Here is a 20,106-nt window from a genome sequence, read left to right on the forward strand (position 1 = left end):
TCTCTTTATCATGATGTAAGTAATGTTCCGGAGGACAAATCCTTGAATATCATGCAAAAAAAAATAATGGTTATCGTCTTTGCACTTTGTGGATTGAGTGTTTTTGCTCAAACCACTGGCAAAGTGGCCGGTAAAGTCACTGACTCAGCCACAGGGGAGGCATTACCTGGCGCCAATGTGATCATATCTTCGACCTCATTAGGTGCAGCATGCGATATTGATGGTGATTTCTATATAATAAACATTCCTCCAGGAAGATATGATGTCAACATTTCAATGATTGGATATGGTACTGCAATTATCCAAGATTTTAATGTGTCTGTGAATAGAACTTCAAATCTCGATATTAGTCTGAATATCGCTAGTGTCGAAGGAGAAGAAGTCATTGTTGTAGCCCAAAGAATCAGTATCGAGAAGGATCAGACTGGTACTATTCGAAATATTTCATCAGATCAAATGGAAATGCTCCCTGTTGAAAGTCTTGATGAGGTTGTTTCCATGCAAGCAGGTATTGTGAAAGGTCATGTCAGGGGTGGACGAGCCTCTGAAGTGTCCTATCTCTTGGACGGCATGGCAATTACAGAGGCCTTTGGAAATTCTGGAAAAGTTGTCGAAGTAGAAATGGAAGTTGTCCAAGACCTGGAAGTGATCACAGGCACTTTTAATGCTGAGTACGGCCGTGCCATGAGTGGTGTGATCAACGCCGTGACAAAAAATGGTAGCAATGAATACCACGGCAGTATCTCTGCTGGATTTGGCAATTATTATACAGGACACGGAGATATTTTTATCGGGCTCGAGTCTGGTGATGTTGCCAGGAATAGCGATCTAAAATTCAATATTAGTGGGCCTCTCATCAAGGACAGGTTGACACTTATTGCAAACTATCGCTCTCAGGATAATGGCAATCATCTCAATGGAGTGCGTCGTTTTGTTCCTGAAGACTATAGTCGCTATCCAAAGGCCGACAGCAGTACATGGGTAACGGAAAATACTGGGGATGGTAAATATGTATCCCTGAATTACAACCGCAGCCAATCAATCATGACCAAATTGTCATCAAGATTATCCAATAGTATTAGAGCATCACTCATTTACCAGGGTAATGACGATGACTGGCAAGGCTATAGTCACGCATGGAAATACAACCCCGATGGAAAAAATATTTCATATTCAAATAGTAGTCTGATTGCGTATCAAATGAATACCGTGATTTCGCCAGCACTTTTCTTCGATATAAAAATTAGCCAACTCAAGTATTACGAGGGTTGGTATCTCTCTGAAGATCCACAGGATACATCTGTCTATGTCCATGATGGATATTCAAACAATTCGGGACCCGGGTTTATGACCGGTGGTCAACAAAAAAGTCATAGTCGCCGCTGGTCCACAAATTCCAGTGCAAAATGGGATCTTTCCTGGCAATTTACTAAAAACCACTTTTTAAAGACTGGTGTTCAGTACACCCAACATGAACTTGAAAATAAGTGGTATGAGATCCGAAACGCCTATGAGTTTCTACCTGAAGATGACGAAGCAGTTGCAAATCCTGCAGACCCCAATAAAGTCTATATCAATTACCAACCCTTCATACACACAGATACCAATTCAGTCTACGCCGATGAATATCACGTTGAGCCAATTGAGTATTCAGTGTATGTTCAGGATAAGCTGGAACACAATGAGATGGTTTTGAATTATGGCCTACGCTACGATTATTTTAACCCGAATACCGTTTATCCCTCGAAGCGCGGTAATCCAGCCAATCAGATTCTTTATCCCAATAACCCTGAATTGATGTCAGAGTATCCCGAAGCCGAAGTGCAGACGCAGATCAGTCCACGATTTGGGTTGGCCTACCAACTGAGTGATGCAGCAGTACTTCGCTTTAGCTATGGTCATTTCTTCCAGATGCCACCCATGTATGCCATGTATCAGAATAGCAAATTTTTCGTCGGACCTGAAGATTTTCAAACCACCATGGGCAATGCCCAACTCAAAGCACAGAAAACTGTTCAATATGAAGTTGGCGTTTGGCAGGGATTAACAGAATCTCTCTCACTTGAAGTAGCAGTGTATTATCGGGATATTTTTGATCTCTTAAGCACACAGATCTTTACGACCTATAATGAGACAAAATATGGGCTTTACTCCAACAAGGATTATGGAAATGTCAAAGGTCTGGAGTTAAAAGTAGATTATGCTAAGAATCGATTCTCAACATTTCTGAACTACACGTTCCAATACTCCAGAGGTAATGCGGATAACCCTACCCAAAATTTTGATCGTGCAGGTGGCGTCCTGGATCCCATTACTCGCCTTATCCCCATGAGTTGGGATCAGCGTCATACCTTCAATACAACTGTATCCTATGGAATGGATTCCTGGGGTTTGAGTCTCACAGGCTACTTTGATTCAGGGACACCATTTACCTGGGAACCCCTGGATATTTCAATTCTTGATGACATAAGTTTTCTTCCCAATAATGAATATATGCCCTCGACTTTTTCAGTTGATATGAATGCCCATTATTTCCTCAGATTGCGAAATGATATGGGGCTGAAGTTTGGCCTCCAGGTATACAATTTATTGGATGAACTCAATGATGCATGGGTAGATAGTCGAACAGGGCAGGCTTACAACTCCATTATTCGCGATAATGATCTCGATGGCCATTATAGTGATTTTAATGATTATGAAGATACTATTCATGATCCCTCCATGTTTGAAGCACCACGATTTGTCAAATTCAGTATGGATATAACTTTTTAAGTGGGTATGAGGAACAAGACTTTGAAAAATATACGTAAGAGTTTTCTCGTAATTATCGCTGGATTTCTAGTTTCGAATTTGGCAGCGCAGAGTGTGATTTATGAAGGACCAGCAGATGCAGCTGGTGATCCAGCAGCAGAACGCTTGAGCTACATGGATGGTAATCGAATTCGTCTGGAATTCCGCAATACTACCGAACTATCTTATTGGTCCTCAGCCAGTCCAGCAGGCGAATCACTATGGCCCAATACCTTTGATGGTACCAGAATGTTGGACGGTATCGGATTGCTCGTTGGTGCAAAGGTGTATCTTGAACAGGATACCATTCCAGTGGAGGATCCTGCCAACTATTCCGGTGGATTTCCACTTGATACTTTGTACTACTGTCAAACCAATTATCGTGAAAATATGGACCTGAATCCCCTTGGAGATATTCGATGGGGATTTGAACCTGTCTTTGGTTACTTCAATGAAATCATAGAACACGGAACTCCAGCCATGAGTAATCGTCCGGAATCGTGGCCAACAGCTGGCTGGCCTGCTTATGGTGACAATTTGAAGTGGCAGGGGGAATGGGATGGTCGCTTTGGTCGCGGTAAAATAAACTCAGAACTTGAAACCTATTTTGTGGTGAATGATGCTCAAGATCAGGAGTATCTGGGGTTTGAGGATCGAGCAAGATATTATCCAAGACCTGGACACTATATTGGTGACAAATCTTCATCAGTTTCTGTGCAATCTGGGATGCCCTGGGGTGGCTTAGGTCTCCGTGTGGAGCAGCGGGGTTTTCAATGGAACAACGCACAAGCCCGTGACGCCATTTTTTGGGAATATGAAATAGCAAACATCTCTGACTATGACTTACCTGAAGTTGCCTTTGGCTATTGGGTAGATACTTGGATTGGTGGTGAATGGGATAGCGATGACATTGGATTCTTCGATACAGTTGTTGATATGGCCTATTGCTGGGATGAAGATGGTATTGGTCAGGGGGGAAGAACAACTGGCACTCTGGGGTTTGCATATCTGGAGAGTCCTGGGGTTGCCTATAATGGTCTTGATGACGACGATGATGGACTCACCGATGAAGATAGGAAAACTCCAGCAGTAAATTTTATTGGGGCACTGGATGGTATTACCGATCTCGGAAAGTTTTTGGAATTCTATCGCCTCACAGAAGATGATTTAAAGCCACATTGGGATGCGGACGAGGACCAGGATTGGGATGATGGAATAGATTTAAATGGAGATGGGGACTACTACTATTTGGCCTCAAATGGCTCCTACTTTCTAGATCCCGGTGAAGAAGCTGGCGATGATGTAGGTACTGACGGAGTCGCTCCTGGCGAACTGAATTATTTTGGTCCTGATGCAGATGGAAGCGAATGTAATCACCGTCCTGACTATAGTTTCATCGTCGGGGGTGGCGAACCTGATTTCAATAACACTGATGTATCAGAATCTGATATGGTGGGGTTAACCGCTTTTAGAATGTTTAATATTCCAAACTTTAACGATAGTTACCATTGGCCGAAAGGTGATGAATCCATGTGGGGTTTACTTGGACAACATCATTTGGAAGAATGGTCGGGACCCTTATCTAACCTCATCCTCACCTTTGCCTCAGGTCCTTTTAAGTTGGAAAAGAACCACGAGGAACGGATTTCAATGGCTGAGTTGCACAGTTATGATCCCCTTGCAGGCTTGAATGCCCCGGGTCATGCTGCTCCAGCTCTATTTGAGCAAAAACGGATTGTTCAGGTGATCTATGAGAAAGACTACCGATTCGCTCAACCACCTCTCATGCCCACACTTACAGCAACCCCCGGTGATGGTAAGGTTGTCCTAACATGGGATGATTTTTCAGATACCAAAACACGTGATCCATTTATGGGCAATGTAAATGATTTTGAAGGCTATAAACTCTACAAGTCTACGGATAAATTCTTCTCTGATGCCTTGGAGATTACTGATGGAAAGGGAGTCCTGGCAAGTTTGAATCCCTTGTTTCAGTGTGATCTAGTAGATGATAGATCAGAATATGCAGATTTTGCCCACAATAGTGGGTCTCTCTTCTATTTAGGAGCAGAAACAGGGATCGTTCACCATTACATCGATACTGAAGTTCAAAATGGTCGAACTTATTATTATGCTCTTGTAGCGTATGATTACGGCTCGGAAGAGCTGGGTATCATGCCTACCGAAAATCCAGTTGTTCTCACTGTCTCATCCAGTGATGAGATCTTGCACTTTGGGAAGAATGTACAAATTGTTGTTCCCAGGCAGACTGCTTTGGGATACGTTTCACCAACAACGGATACTGAGGATAGTGACAACATCCTGGGCTCAGGAACGGTAACACCTTCAATCCTCTCAGACCTGGCCATCATGCCAGATCATCGCTATCAAGTCACCTTCGATATTGATTCTATCTATGTTGTACCGCGCTATACCAACGGTTTGAAATATTCCACGAGTCATCTCTATGTCCATGATGTCACAGGAGGTGACACCATGCTGGTTTATAGTGAGACGCCTGAGAAGCATGTTGAAGGGAATGTTCTTTTAAATGATACACTCAACTATAGTTATTTCAATCCAACTCGAATTTGGTCAACTGATGTGTTTGACGGACTCAGACTTGAGATCAATTCCCCTCAGAAAATCGCCGAAGTCGACTGGGAAAATTCCGGATGGCTAGTAGGGGGCAGTCCAATGGAAGTGGTGACCACACTTTCAGAAACTGAAAATTTCCCCTGGGATTTTGAGATAATCTTTTCTTCGAATGATTCAATCCATGTCAGTGAATTGTTTATTACCAGTGCGATTCGTGATGAGTTTGGTGCTAGGACTTCTGGCATGTTGAAATATCAGAAGTTTCCGTTTTACGTCATCAATACCAGCTTCGTTGATACAGCAGGAAACCATGAGGTGTTTGAGTTGATGGCTCAGGATATGAATGAAGATGGAGTATACAGTCCCTTGGATGATCGTGTCTTTGTAGGTCCCATCAACACCCAGGGACGCTGGGCAGGAACTGTCTTTATTCTCGATTTTAGAGCAGCACAGAATGAATCTGAGCTTCCTCAAGCAGGTGACATCTACAAAATCACTTCGAATCGGCCGTTTTTCAAAACTGACACCCTCTATTTCAATGTTGAAGCAAACGATGCTGTTGATGTATCTGAATTTGACAGCGGACTGAAAAATATCAAAGTCGTCCCCAATCCTTACATCGCCACCAATGCCATGGAAGAGTCCACTTTGAATACAAATTTAAAGCAGGATCGTAGAATTATGTTTACCCACATTCCAGCACAATGTGAGATTAACATTTTTTCGGCCAGTGGCATTCATGTGGATGAAATCATTGTTGAAAACCAGCCAAGCGACGGTAGCGTCCAATGGGATTTGATTAGCAAGGAAGGATTAGATGTTGCCGCTGGCATTTACATCTACATGGTTGAGACTGATACTGGCGAAGCCCATCACGGAAAGTTTGCGGTGATAAAATGAGGATGACACGTAATCATCGGAGAAGTTTATCAGTGGTCATTGCTTTACTGTTATCCATTAGTTTGGTCTTTGGGCAGAAACCGGACAAGGTCGGAACCACTGCCGTTTCTATCTATGAAATTGGTTTTGGTGCCGCAGGGAATGGGATGGGTGATGCCCGTGTAGCCTCAGCTTCTGGGGTTGAGTCCATCTACTGGAATCCAGCGGGATTAGCACAAACACGTGGAAATGAGATGTATTTCTTTAATCAGCCATGGCTGGTTGGTATTGGGACAGGAATGGCAGGGGTGGCTTTCGATATACCTGGTGTGGGAAAAGCAGGTTTAAGTATGATATACGCTGATTATGGCGATATGGAAGTGACTACTGTTAATCAGCAAGAAGGAACAGGAGAAATATTCTCAGCCAGTGACTATGTCATGGCGCTAACCTTTGCTCGAAATCTGGCGACCTGGTTTTCATTGGGCTTCAACTTTGAATACTTCTCTTCTTCTATCTACCACACAACAGCCAGTGCTGTTGCAGCAGATTTAGGTGTCATTGTGAAAACGGATTTCTTTACCACCACAGGAGACCGTGAGGATGGGCTGGCTATTGGTATGAGTATCAATAATTATGGGACTCCCATGGAGTATGAGGGCAAAGATTTACTCGCCAGTATTGACATTCTCCCTGATGAAGATGGCAACTATCGCTATGTTCCTGGACAATACAAATTATCAGAATGGGAATTACCCATGCTGTTCCGAATTGGTGCATCTGTCTATCCAATCGCATCCCAATTTCACCGATTGTGTCTGGAGGTTGATGCAGTTCATCCCAATAACAATAGTGAATATGTGAATGTTGGAGCAGAATATTCATATGTGCGCGGTAGATTTGGGAAACTCTTTCTGAGAACCGGGTATAAGGGAATTTTCATGGATGATTCTGAATACGGTATGTCAGCCGGTGCTGGATTAGAGTTGTTTGTCATGGGCGGCCGGAGTATGCGCCTGGAATATTCGTTCAGAGATATTGGTGTGCTGGGAACTTCACAATCCTATTCCATTCGACTAGGCTTTTAAGAGAATTGGGGCGAGAATGAAAAACTATACTGTAAAACCTATCATGGCCATGGTTCTCGTGCTCATACTTGTAGCTTGCGCTACTGTGGGGATAGAAGAGGTACCTGTCAAAACCACAGAAGGCATACCCGTAGAAAAATCAGCCAGTATTTTCACTATGGCGAACTGGCTAGCCGTCGGACCTTTCCCCAATATTAGCACCACAGAAAGACAATCTGATGGAACTTTTGATGTGGGATACTCCTACGATTTTCTCGCATCCATTGGCGGTGAATCAACGGGAGTGATCAAGCCGAATCAAACACTACAATTTGAGAATCAGGATGCCACTGTTGGTACAGCCCCAGTGGTTGAGGCCACGGCTAACCCCATGGGAATAGTTGATTTTGCTGAGCTCTATAACCATGCTGAGTATAAGGTAGCTTATGCCTTTGCTTATATCCATTCAACGAAGGATCAATCTGTCCATGCGTTGCTGGGGTCAGATGATGCTGTCAAAGTATGGACCAATGGATCACTGGTGCATGAAAACTATACTTTTAGAGCTGTGAATCCTGGTGAAGACCAGTTTCCCATTCATCTAAAAAAGGGATTAAATAGCATACTGGTCAAAGTCCTTAATGGAACGAGTGGTTGGGGATTCTCTCTCTCTGTCCAGGATGCTCAATCTCGATCAGAGATGATAGCCAAAGACAAGGTGAAGAAAGATTTCGAAGCCTTCATGAACTCGAAAATTGTTCCTGCTTGGTACAATTCTTGGGATGAATCATTCACCCCTGGAAACTTTCCGAACATGAGATGGGATCAACCCTATCTCGCTGAACAAATCATTGGTGAAGCTCCGCTTACCATACGTTGGTTTGATGCAGAGCTGAATGAAGTAACAAAGGCAGAAAGTCCAGGTCGATATGGATTCATTGCTGAATGTGTTTCGAAAGAGAATATGATCATTCGAAGAGCTGGAACGCTCTATTGCTACCCTTGGGATTGGATGGGGTGGAGTGAACGGCCATATGCAACATTAAAGACACCTCCAGCAGCGCGATTTGACCAGGAGCAACTTTCAAATCACGAAGAAGCAATTGCCAGGTATGTAGGTAGAATGATGCTGCTATCAACTTTAGATCAGGAAGAGGGTGCAGCACTCATGTCCTATCTATATGAGGTGAATCATGGAAAATACTCCGACGGTGGCTTGAATAGCCCCATGCTTGCGGACGATGAATATCATATCCGTCTTCAGAAAAAGGTTGGTGGCATTAAGTACTCGGGTCCATCTCTCAGGTCTCCAAAGGCCATTCAGGGCAAGTCTGCTCCGGTGTTGCGACACGGAACACCGGAAGATGCAGGATTTAACCCAATTATTATTGCAGATCTAAAGGCAGTGACAGATGAATGGTTCGATGCAAGTGGCGAACCTTTTATCACAGTGGTAGCTCGAAATGGGATAATTGTCTACGAGGAAGCGACTGGTCACGATGCTAACGGCGAATTCACAACCTCGACTGCAACTCCCATCGCATCCACCACAAAACTAATCACTGGAATCACTTTTGCTCAGTTTATGCATCAGGATCTGATTCAGATCGATGACCCAGTTGGTGCCTATTATCCAGATTATCCTCTAGAAGGAGATAAAACCCTAACCCTGAGACATTGCTTCACACATACTTCAGGTCTCATTGGACATGAACGCTGGGGCGGTATGCATAACCACAGGTTAGAAAATGTAGTAGCCAATCAATTGAACTTTTTGCCAGTTGGGAAAAAGAGCACTTATAATGGTGACGGCTATAACCTTGCAGGTCGGGTCATGGAGGCAGTAGCAGGAAAAAGCATTTTTCGTGTTATCCATGAAAACTTGTTTGAGCCCCTTGATATGAGTAATTCAATTATTGAAGAGGACCTCGCATTCAGTGTGCAGAGCACTGCTGGAGATCTGGCCCGCATCGGTCAACTCCTGCTCAATAGGGGATCATATGGAAAGTATGAATTCTTCTCACCTGCGGTCTTTGAACAAATCTTACCGAAAAACCTTGCACAATTCTACCCTGGAATGGATTGGGATCAGGGAATAGGTATTACCTGGATGACAATGAAACATCCAGATGCCGGTAAAGATGGTACTCCAACTGATAAAACAGTGCTTAGCTCAAATATAATTGGTCACGGATCAGCAACATCAACAGTCTTAAGGGTAGATCTTGACAATGATCTGGTTATCGCACAGACACGCTGGCAAGCTGGACCCCATTACGACAAATATTTGACCAAACTGCTTATGGCAATAGAAAAGAATCTAAAATAGATATGCAATTTACTTCTATCCAAAATACAACAACCTGTACCAGAGAATCCTTCGGTTTCCTTCCTGATGGTCGGGAAGTGCATGAATACACTCTTACAAACGCCGGCGGCATATCTATTGGCATATTGAATTATGGCGGCATTCTGCGATCAATTATGACACCAAATCAAGCAGGAGTGTATTCGGATATATTACTCGGGTATGATGACCTTGAAGGATATCTCAATGATGTATCCTATATGGGAGCTGTGATTGGGCGGTATGCGAATAGAATTAAGGGTGCTGCATTGGAGATTGATGGTGTGAAGTATGATCTCAGCCAGAATGAGGGATCAAGTTGTCACCATGGAGGGAAGTCGGGATTCAATCGCGCTCTGTGGGATGCCACAATTATTAGTACTGGCGTCAATCCTTGTCTTCAACTCGAGCGTACTAGCGAAGATGGAGAGGGTGGATTTCCAGGTGAGCTTAAAGTCAGGATTACGTACACCCTTAATGATCAGAACGAGTTAACGCTAGAATTTCAAGCAACCACAGACAAGAAGACTGTCATTAGCTTGACAACCCACCCTTATTTCAATTTGAGTGACAATCAGATAAAAACTATTGATGGTCACCTGTTAGAGCTGAATGCTACAGAATATTTGCCAATAGATTCGAGTATGATCCCCACAGGAGAATTACGAGCTGTGCAGGGATCACCCTTTGACTTTCTAACTCCAAATCAGATTGGCTCCAGAATGGGGAATGGCAATAAGCAATTGTCACTAGCTGGAGGTTATGACCACTGTTATGTCATTAATCAATCCCAGAATGAATTCAAGCCAGTGGCAAAGCTCTGTGAGCTAGAGAGTGGTCGATCACTAACTATAAGCTCAAATTCTCCGGGTTTGCAGCTCTACTCTTCAAATTATTTAAGTGAGAATGTGTTTGGGAAGGGGTCTAAAGCATTTAATAAAAGGATGGGTGTCTGTCTGGAACCTCAACATTTTCCAAATGCACCGAATGAATCCTCTTTTCCCTCGTCGGTCATATCTCCGGATATTGAGTATCATCATAAAATGGTGCTAAAATTTGGTCTGATTGATGGATAAGAATTAATAGCTAGTAGAAGCATATTACTCAGGATTTTTAAAATAAACGTGTACCGTAAAATTTAAGGAAAAAGGATATATCCATGCAATTTTCATTTATTGACTATGTAGTATTTATCACATACGCAGTAACTATTGTCTCTGTAGGACTATGGGTCTCCAGAAGTAAGGAAGGGCACGAAAAGAATGCTGAAGACTATTTTCTAGCTGGAAAATCCTTACCCTGGTGGGCGATCGGTGCTTCACTCATTGCTGCTAATATTTCGGCTGAGCAATTCATTGGAATGTCTGGATCCGGTTTTTCATTGGGCCTGGCGATCGCATCATATGAGTGGATGGCTGCACTTACCTTAATCATCGTGGGTAAGTATTTTCTCCCCATATTCATCGAGAAAAACATTTATACTATACCTCAGTTCGTTGAAGTTCGCTTTAGCAAAAACCTAAAAACTATTCTGGCTATATTTTGGATCGGCTTGTTCATTTTTGTGAACTTGACTTCAGTCCTATTCCTAGGTGCGAAAGCTCTCGATACCATACTGGGAGCGGGCAATGGGGACTACATCATGCATGGTATTCTGGGACTTGCCTTTTTTGCAGCGGCCTATTCAATATGGGGTGGCTTATCAGCTGTCGCCTGGACTGATGTAATCCAGGTTATTCTACTCATTGTAGGTGGTCTGATCACCTCAATAATAGCTTTGAATCATGTTACACCAGACGGTGGTGTATTCCATGGCTTATCCCATATCTATAACGTGGCTGGGGACCATTTCCATATGATCCTCAAGGAGGGACACCCCAGCTTTAGCAACTTGCCAGGCATCGCCGTGCTTGTCGGAGGTATGTGGGTGGCAAATCTATACTATTGGGGATTTAACCAATATATCATTCAGAGAACATTTGCAGCCAAATCCCTTAAAGAAGCACAGAAGGGGATCGCTTTTGCTGCTTTTCTAAAGCTTATAATACCACTTATTGTTGTTATTCCAGGAATCGTAGCCTACGTGATGTTTACTGCACCTGAGGGGACAGCAATTATCCCCGGCGCCACTGAAGCATTTAGTTCTGGTAACGGTATTAATTATGATAAGGCTTATCCCTGGCTGATTAGTCAATTTGTTCCTACCGGTTTGCAGGGTCTAGTCTTGGCGGCACTTGCTGCAGCCATTGTGTCATCTCTGGCCTCTATGTTGAACTCAACCTCAACTATTTTTACAATGGATATTTACCGCTCCTATATCAACAAAAATGCGGATGATAAGCAAACTGTTAAGGTCGGACGGATTACGGTGCTAGTAGCCTTAACGATTGCAGTATTGGTTGCGCCTACACTTGGTTCAATAAAAGAAATGTTCCAATATATCCAGGAATATACTGGTCTGGTCAGCCCAGGTATACTTGGCGTATTTATCATGGGTCTCTTTTATAAAAGATCAACAAATAATGCTGCAATCTGGGGTGCTGTATCATCCATCCCCCTTGCACTAGTCCTAAAACTTGGTACGAGCATGCCATGGATGCACCAAATGATGATCGTCTGGATCGCGACCATGATTATTATTGCTGTTATCAGTCAGATCGAAGGCAAGGGTGCCGTAGACAAAAAAGGTATTCCTGTATCCAGAAAATATTTTGCGACAGAGCCGGTATTTAATATTAGCGCGATGATCATTAGTGTGATTCTGGTCGTGCTATATGCAGTATTCTGGTAGGAATTATTACTTGAATGAATAATCCTGGAGACAATCCACATCGTCGATATAACCCTTTGACAGGCGAATGGGTGTTGGTATCAGCCCATCGCACTGAACGGCCCTGGTTGGGGCAGGAAGAGGCTCAATCAGGCCACAAGAGACCAGAGCATGACCCGAGTTGTTACCTGTGTCCGCGTGGATCTCGTGCTACAGGCGCAAATAACCCCGATTATGAGAGAACTTTTGTATTTACCAATGATTACCCTGCTCTTTTACCTGAAGTGGCGCTTTCTGGTGGTCCCTATGAGAATGGATTACTTAAATGGGAATCAGCATCAGGGACTTCCAGGGTTATCTGCTATTCACCACGCCATGACCTCACACTCCCAGAGCTGGGGTTGGCTGAAATTGAAGCAGTGATCTCTACTTGGGTGGATCAAGCCAGGAAACTGGGAAATCGCTATAAATGGGTACAAATATTTGAAAACAAGGGTCAAGCTATGGGTGCCTCAAATCCTCATCCCCACGGACAAGTGTGGGCTGGAGATTTTATCCCGACTCAAATGGAAAAAGAAGATTTGACACAAAGGAAGTATTTTATAGAACATGGATCTCCCTTGTTGGCAGATTATGCCAGGCAGGAACTCGAATCTAAAGAGCGTATTGTGTGTCTCAATAGCGATTGGATAGCAGTTGTTCCATTCTGGGCGACTTGGCCTTTTGAGACTCTGGTATTACCGCTTAAGCCCATCCATCGAATGCAGGATGTGAAAACCCTGGGTAGCAGAAGTCTTGCGGATATACTAAAGCGTTTACTGACAAAATATGATCATCTCTTCAATGTAAGTTTTCCATATAGCATGGGCTGGCATGGGGCACCCAATATCGCTGGTGACCCTTCTGCCTGGCAACTACACGCTCATTTTTTCCCACCCCTCTTGAGGTCTTCCACGATTAAGAAATTTCTGGTGGGCTATGAGATGCTGGGTGAAGCTCAAAGAGATATTACACCTGAAACTGCAGCTGCATCACTGGCAGCGCTTCCTGATTCTTATTCCTAATGCGAGCTGGAGATTGAAATGAAGCCATTAACGAGTATTGATATTCTCAGAGAGATAAAAAATCAGGATCATTCAGAATTATTTAAGGATTTATACGGAAAATTAAGTCCAGACTCACAGGCATTGAAACGCTTGGAGGACCTATGTCAGCATTCTGAAACTAACAGTACTCATTTTTTTAGTGCTCCTGGAAGGACTGAGCTTGGCGGTAATCATACGGATCACAATTTAGGGAAGGTTCTCTGCGCAGCCGTTCAAAATGATACTCTTGCTGCTGTATCTAAAAGAGTTGATGGCAAGGTTGTTATCAACTCGGAAGGCTTTGGTAAGCAATTTGTTGTTGATATAAGAGAGCTTAAACCGAATCCAGGAGAGATGGGTGAGACCACGGCGTTAATTAGAGGGGTACTAGCGGGTATTAGTGAGCGAGGTGGCAATATCGGCGGCTTTGACGCGCAGATAACAAGTAATGTGGGCGTTGGTTCAGGGTTATCCTCCTCAGCTGCATTTGAAGTTCTGATCGGGACTATCATCAATAATCTTTATAACAATGACCTGATTTCTGCACCGGAGATAGCAAGGATTGGTCAATATGCTGAGAACAAGTATTTCGGGAAACCCTGTGGCTTGATGGATCAAACAGCTTCAGCCGTAGGTGGGGTCCTTGAAATCGATTTCAAAGATCCTGAATCCATAGATATCAAGCCTGTTCACTATGATTTTTCGACTGAAGATTATACTTTGGTGGTAGTTAACACGGGAAGCACACATACCGATCTGACTTATGCCTATGCTTCCATTCCTGAGGAAATGCGTCTCGTTGCCGGAGTGTTAGGTGTTGAGCAATTGCGGGCGGTTGATGAGGAAGTGTTTTTAGATAGGATTTTAAGCATACGAGAGAAACTGGGCGACAGAGCCGTGCTTAGGGCTTTGCATTTTTATCGTGAAAATGAACGTGTGAATCAGATGGCTGCTGCTCTTGAAGAGGATGATTTCGAAGTATTCCTCGGGCTTGTATCCGCCAGCGGTGAATCTTCGAGGAGTATTCTCCAGAACGCAATCCCCCCCCATAGTGATGGAACAGAGCAGGGGCTGGCCTTTGCTTTGGGAATTTCACAACTCTTTTTTGAGCAAAAAGGACGAGGGGTTGCGCGTGTTCATGGTGGCGGATTTGCAGGAACGATTCAAGCATATATACATACAGATGATTTCGATGCCTATCATGATAAAATGAGCAATATCTTTGGGATAAATTCAGTACAGATCTTGCACATTCGAAACAATGGTGCTCGATCAATCCTCGAGCTGAATTAATCTTGCTGATCTTGTCCAGCCCCCGCTAATTCCATGATGAATAGACAATCGAAAATATCCACTATCCTTCCCAAGTATCTAGGCACCTTTCTGATTGTGGTAGGAATGTTCCTTGTGACCTGTTCTAAGGAAGTTAAAGACGATCCTGCAGGGACAGTGCTTGCCCAGGTGGGCTCAAGAGTTATTACGGTTCAGGATTTTATAAGACGGAGCGAATTTTCACTTCGCCCAGACTTTTGCGCTGGTTCATCAAATATTCATAAGAAAATTGTCCTGAACAATCTAATTGCAGAGAAAATACTGTCCCTTGAGGAGGGTAAAGATTCCTCGCTGGATACTAGCAAAGCAATTCAAGCTTACTTAAAAGGTCAATCAGAACAAGCTATGCGGCAATGGCTATTTTCAGAAAGAGCTGTTAAAAAGGTTATCATGAATGAGGAAGAAGTTCACCGGCAGGCACGGATAGCATCCCGGAGTTATTCGATTCAGTACTTTACTTCATCAGATACAGCGATCGTTAATCGTGGGCACAAAGCTCTAAACGAGGGTAAAAATATCTATATGACCTATTTGGCAATATTTAACGCAGAGAGAGTGCCTCAGAAAACTCTTTCCTGGTTTGACGATGAAGAGCCGATGGTACATCAAGCTTTCTTCTCCAAGCAATTGAAAAAAGGTGATATTCTGTCACCCTTTATGACCTTGGGCGGAAGCACACTATTTGCCCAGATAGTGGAGACTACGGATGATAGACTGATATCTGGGCGGGAATTTGAGTCGCATCTAAGTCTGGTCCGTGAGAAAATGAAATTGAGGATGGCTATCTCAATTCACGATGAGATTTCAAAATCATTAATGCGGGGACAGGAATTTCTGATGAATGAACCTGTATTTTTAATCTATGCGCAATCACTTGCATCACACTTCTTCCAATCTGCACAGGATAAAAAGGAACTATTTAATGCGGAAGTCTGGAATGTTGAGAGGAGCAATGGGGATAAAGACTTAAGTAGTAAACCCCAAATAACCGATTATGAGACCCTGTTTACCCTGAACGGAGAGCCTTGGACCATGGGGCAATTCAAACATGTAATTCAACGTCATCCCCTGGTTTACAGGAATCGAGATATGGCCTATAGTGACTTCCCACAACAACTGAAATTTGCGATTGCGGATCTTCTCTTAGATCTCGAGCTGACCGAAATGGCATATGAGTCGAGCTATAACCAGGTACCTTCTGTCACACAGTACGTAGAATTATGGGAAGATCAAATCAGGAGTTCTCACTATCGATCCAATTATCTGAAACGAGTGATACCTGAGTTCGAATATGATTCCATCAACAGAGATATAATCCTAAATGACTACCTTAGACCTCTCATCGATTCACTTCAGTCTGCCTATTCAGATCAAATTCATATAGATATGAAGGAATTCGACAAAATTCAGCTTTTGCGAACACCCGCAATTGCTACACGCGAAAATGTCCCCTTTCCGCTGTATGTTCCATCATTCCCTGTCTACACGAATGAGCATCGAATCGACTATGGATCTATAGGAGTCAATTAAGGATCAATTCCATTTCCATGGATTTGATTATTAATAGTGGCTCATTGGGAGAAGCGAGGTATTAAAATCAAAACCTTACATCTATTGATATTGTTATTGTGCTGTGTTGGATTGCTTAGAGAGGCTGTAGCCCAGGATGTTTACAAACTATGGGAAGATCAATCCAAACCCTTTTACAAAGAGAATCAGCTAGTAGAATATGAGGAGGAAGTTTGGGATACAAAGTGTGTCTTTAATATTACAGAGCCCACTCTAACCATTTACCATGCTCAAGGTGAGAATGTTGGAAAAGCTGTCTTAATCATTCCTGGAGGCGGCTACTCATTGGTTGCCATGTACCATGAAGGGTACGATATTGCCAAAATCCTTTCTGAAAGTGGTGTGACTGCGGCGGTGTTAAAGTATCGATTGCCTAAACCTGAATCCTCGGATCATCCAGAAAAAGTCCCTCTAGCTGATGCGCGGAGGGCATTAAAATCATTGAGAAGCAACTCTGATAAATACGGATTTGATGACAAACAGGTAGGGGTGATGGGGTTTTCAGCGGGAAGTCATCTGGCAACTGTAGCAAGTTTATGGAAGAGTAACGAACCAGATGAAAACCCAAATTTCTCAGCTCTTATTTACGGTGTGACCAATCTGACCAAGGCAAATATCGATTGGTTGGAAAAGGATTTATATCATCGCAAAATGACTCGCAAGGAATTGCGCCAGAATCGGTTACTCGATCTGGTAACAAAGGATACACCTCCTGCTTTTCTGGTACATGCTTATGATGATGATGTATGTCATGTTGAAGAGTCTACGCTATATGCCCAGAGGCTAATTGAGAATGACGTTAAGGTAGAAATGCATTTATTCCCGACTGGAGGACATGGCTTTGGCGTAGGGCGGAAAGATGGCGGTACTGGTCAATGGCTAGACTTGTTTGTTAATTGGGTGACAGCACTTGAATAGAGCATTAATTTCCCCGATAACCAGCGTCTCTGCGATGATGAAAGTTCCAATAATTATAATGAGTACTTGGCTATTACTCTTGGGCTCAACCGGACTTGGTGATGAGAGAATACCACCAACCGATCCTAATTTGCAATATACAGGGCGGTGGAATTTTGATGATCCATCGATCCCATGGGTAGGGTGGCAAGGCTCTTCGATTATAGTAAAATTTCACGGGACGGGGATTAGTGTTGATATGGCCGGGACACATAATGATCAATATCGAATCATTGTGGATGGTGTACCTGAGAGCGATCGCCGGTTTTTCAACTCCTCAAGAGATACACATATAATTGCTGCAGATCTTCCTGACACAATTCACACCCTGGAAATGATGAAAGAGACCTTTTACGGAACTTCTTATTTCTATGGTTTTGATTTGATTGGTTCTGGTGTATTGCCACCACCGGAGCGTCCAACATTACGTATCGAGTTTTTTGGTGATTCCAATATGGATGGGTCTTCGAATTACAGTGAAAAAAATGAAGGTGATATGGGGACGTATTATGCTTATCCAGCGATGTTAAGTAGAATGCTTGGGGCCGAGATGAATAATCAATCCGTGGGGGGGGCTCAGATCAATGATAATGGCGACAACAGTGTTGGCTCCTTTATATTTTCTGAAGATTACTATAGTCAGGATCCAAATTATCGTAGTGGCTTTAATCCGCATATTATTGTTGTCAACGCTGGAGCCAATGACATCGGAAACAGTCAAACAACTGTAAAGAATCGCTACCAAAGTGTCGTCTCTGATTTGAGATTTGTATATGGACCTGACCCCCAGATCATTCTGTTTAATTCTTATGGGTGGGACATTAATGAGCCAGCAAATTACTCCCAGGAGGTTGTCGATGAGGCAGGAGACCCCAACTTATCAGTTTGCCTCTTTCCCTGGTTGTGGGAGCAATGGCATGGATCCCAATGGGACCACAGTGGTGAAGCCTATGTTTTGCTGGATCACATTTCAGGACTTAATCCGGATTGGCAACAAGTGAATCCAGGTGACATTATTGATGGTTTTGGCAGAAATTGGGACTTTGCCAATGGTAGCTTTGAGTATTCTGCACCTTTTGGTGGTTTTGGTTGGCGCTATTACACTGATGGTGTTGAAAGGGTGTATGATCCAGGCAATGCCCCTGATGGTGATTACTTCATTCGTCTCAGTGCTGGGGAAGAAGTCCACCAGCCTACAGATGCCACGGGAGACTTATTTCCTGGCGCCACCGAAGGGGGAGAAGAGTACTACATTACAGCAAAAATACGAGGGGTCGCAAGTGGGGCAGAAGCTCAACTCATTACAGAGTTTCAAGGCCAGCAAATCTGGACAAGAGGCAATCCCCAAATCACAAACTTTGAACTCACTGAAGAGTGGACAACTCATACAGCTCATGTCATCGCCCCGATAGGAGTTTGGACACTGTTCAATACATTTACGGCGACAATCGGAACAGTTGAGATTGATTCAGTGAGCATGAGTAACACAAACCCAGCAATTACCAGCATAGATGGACCAAATTTGTCAGGATTACCAGGAAAAAATAGAATTGAAATAAAATCCTTCCCCAACCCCTTCAACCCAACTACCACCATCAGTTACGATCTTCCTGAACAATCCATGGTGAGTTTAATAATCTACGACATTAGGGGCCAAGAGGTCACAACTCTCCAAGAAGCTGAGAAACCTCCAGGAAGCTATGAGGTGCAATGGAATGGATTAAATCAATCAGGAAATCCAGTGAGTACGGGTGTGTATTTTGCCCGATTACAAGCAGGGGAACACTATCAGACGATCAAGATGGTGTACCTGAAATAGCTAGACAATAATTGGACATATACGCAAGCCCTGGACACGGATCTAGGGCTTGCTTTTTACTCAAAAGAGCGACTCAAATACCACCGTTTATGAGACAGATTCAGAGCTCGCCACAAACCCCCTGCAAACCCAATAAATTGAGTCTCAAAACCCGTCTATAAATCAAAGTATCAAAACTGATAGCTTTTACCGTATATGAGACATGAAAGGCAATGTCTGGGATCTATTCAGGCATTTTTATCTAATCAATTATACGGAAAGGAACCAATCATGAATATTGGGTATGCACGTGTATCTACACAGGATCAGAACCTTGATCTACAAAATGACGCTCTCAAGACTGCCGGCTGTGAGAAAATCTATACTGACAAACTGAGTGGTGCTAAAACAAATCGCCCAGGTCTGGAGGAAATCCTCGGGTTTATCCGGAAAGGTGATACTCTTATTGTCTGGAAATTGGATCGACTGGGAAGATCACTAAAACATCTGATTCAGGTAATGCAGTTGCTTGATGAACGTGGTATTTACTTCAAGAGCGTTCAGGAAAGTCTGGATACTTCAACACCTGGTGGCAAGCTGATCTTTCATGTCTTTGGCGCACTGGCTGAGTTTGAGCGGGATATCATTCGAGAGCGAACATTGGCTGGCTTGGCAGCTGCAAGAGCCAGAGGTCGGAAAGGCGGTCGTCCCCGGAAACTCACAAAGAAGCAGATAGCTATGGCTAAAAAGCTAATGGGTGATCAGAGTATCCCAGTTGATGAGATATGTAAAACCATGGGAGTGTCGAGGGCAACACTGTACCGGTGTGCACAATAATCTTGATCTGGCCACCTGACAGTGAATAGGATGTCGCCAGGGCTACTGTATTCACGTCAGAAGCTCGCGGGATGCCA

General features: G+C 43.5%; 12 protein-coding genes. All 12 read left to right on the forward strand.

Features of this window, described 5'->3' with window-relative positions; all coding sequences use genetic code 11:
* Nucleotides 1-66: 66 nt before the first annotated feature.
* The 12 genes from ISR87_05785 (at nt 67) to ISR87_05840 (ending at nt 20,029) form a co-directional block, all read left to right on the forward strand.
* On the forward strand, nt 67-2,772 hold the full coding sequence (locus ISR87_05785) for a TonB-dependent receptor (GenBank protein MBL7024949.1): 2,706 nt from the start codon (nt 67-69) through the stop codon (nt 2,770-2,772).
* Between the two features lie 21 nt (nt 2,773-2,793).
* Entirely contained in the window at nt 2,794-6,288 is a 3,495-nt protein-coding gene (locus tag ISR87_05790) for a hypothetical protein (protein MBL7024950.1), read from the forward strand.
* A 2-nt stretch (nt 6,289-6,290) separates the two neighbouring features.
* Nucleotides 6,291-7,355: a PorV/PorQ family protein gene (locus ISR87_05795; GenBank protein MBL7024951.1), complete on the forward strand. Its 1,065-nt coding sequence runs from the start codon at nt 6,291-6,293 to the stop codon at nt 7,353-7,355.
* Between the two features lie 16 nt (nt 7,356-7,371).
* Nucleotides 7,372-9,663: a beta-lactamase family protein gene (locus tag ISR87_05800; GenBank protein ID MBL7024952.1), complete on the forward strand. Its 2,292-nt coding sequence runs from the start codon at nt 7,372-7,374 to the stop codon at nt 9,661-9,663.
* A 2-nt stretch (nt 9,664-9,665) separates the two neighbouring features.
* Nucleotides 9,666-10,757, forward strand: coding sequence for a galactose mutarotase (locus tag ISR87_05805; protein MBL7024953.1), 1,092 nt, complete (start codon nt 9,666-9,668; stop codon nt 10,755-10,757).
* An 83-nt stretch (nt 10,758-10,840) separates the two neighbouring features.
* Nucleotides 10,841-12,472 carry a sodium/sugar symporter gene (locus ISR87_05810; GenBank protein MBL7024954.1) on the forward strand — a complete coding sequence of 544 codons (1,632 nt, stop codon included), beginning with the start codon at nt 10,841-10,843 and terminating at the stop codon, nt 12,470-12,472.
* 14 nt (nt 12,473-12,486) lie between these two features.
* Complete coding sequence (locus ISR87_05815) at nt 12,487-13,515, forward strand: UDP-glucose--hexose-1-phosphate uridylyltransferase (GenBank protein ID MBL7024955.1); 1,029 nt, start codon at nt 12,487-12,489, stop codon at nt 13,513-13,515.
* A gap of 18 nt (nt 13,516-13,533) precedes the next feature.
* Nucleotides 13,534-14,829, forward strand: coding sequence for a galactokinase (locus ISR87_05820; protein ID MBL7024956.1), 1,296 nt, complete (start codon nt 13,534-13,536; stop codon nt 14,827-14,829).
* Between the two features lie 114 nt (nt 14,830-14,943).
* Nucleotides 14,944-16,398, forward strand: coding sequence for a hypothetical protein (locus ISR87_05825; protein ID MBL7024957.1), 1,455 nt, complete (start codon nt 14,944-14,946; stop codon nt 16,396-16,398).
* A gap of 111 nt (nt 16,399-16,509) precedes the next feature.
* The gene (locus tag ISR87_05830) at nt 16,510-17,355 is read left to right on the forward strand and encodes an alpha/beta hydrolase (GenBank protein MBL7024958.1); all 846 of its coding nucleotides are present in this window, start codon (nt 16,510-16,512) and stop codon (nt 17,353-17,355) included.
* Between the two features lie 58 nt (nt 17,356-17,413).
* Nucleotides 17,414-19,213 (forward strand): T9SS type A sorting domain-containing protein, encoded by a 1,800-nt coding sequence (locus ISR87_05835; protein ID MBL7024959.1) that lies wholly within the window; start codon nt 17,414-17,416, stop codon nt 19,211-19,213.
* Between the two features lie 270 nt (nt 19,214-19,483).
* Nucleotides 19,484-20,029: a recombinase family protein gene (locus ISR87_05840; GenBank protein ID MBL7024960.1), complete on the forward strand. Its 546-nt coding sequence runs from the start codon at nt 19,484-19,486 to the stop codon at nt 20,027-20,029.
* The last annotated feature ends 77 nt before the right edge of the window (nt 20,030-20,106 follow it).

Source organism: Candidatus Neomarinimicrobiota bacterium, from assembly GCA_016784545.1.
Classification (GTDB): domain Bacteria; phylum Fidelibacterota; class UBA8477; order UBA8477; family JABMPR01; genus JABMPR01.

Excerpts from the sequence above, each read along its gene's own strand:
- ISR87_05785 (MBL7024949.1), top strand. The coding sequence starts at position 67 with ATGGTTATCGTCTTTGCACTTTGTGGATTGAGTGTTTTTGCTCAAACC.
- ISR87_05795 (MBL7024951.1), top strand. The coding sequence starts at position 6,291 with ATGACACGTAATCATCGGAGAAGTTTATCAGTGGTCATTGCTTTACTG.
- ISR87_05800 (MBL7024952.1), top strand. The coding sequence starts at position 7,372 with ATGAAAAACTATACTGTAAAACCTATCATGGCCATGGTTCTCGTGCTC.
- ISR87_05805 (MBL7024953.1), top strand. The coding sequence starts at position 9,666 with ATGCAATTTACTTCTATCCAAAATACAACAACCTGTACCAGAGAATCC.
- ISR87_05810 (MBL7024954.1), top strand. The coding sequence starts at position 10,841 with ATGCAATTTTCATTTATTGACTATGTAGTATTTATCACATACGCAGTA.
- ISR87_05815 (MBL7024955.1), top strand. The coding sequence starts at position 12,487 with ATGAATAATCCTGGAGACAATCCACATCGTCGATATAACCCTTTGACA.
- ISR87_05820 (MBL7024956.1), top strand. The coding sequence starts at position 13,534 with ATGAAGCCATTAACGAGTATTGATATTCTCAGAGAGATAAAAAATCAG.
- ISR87_05835 (MBL7024959.1), top strand. The coding sequence starts at position 17,414 with ATGAGTACTTGGCTATTACTCTTGGGCTCAACCGGACTTGGTGATGAG.
- ISR87_05840 (MBL7024960.1), top strand. The coding sequence starts at position 19,484 with ATGAATATTGGGTATGCACGTGTATCTACACAGGATCAGAACCTTGAT.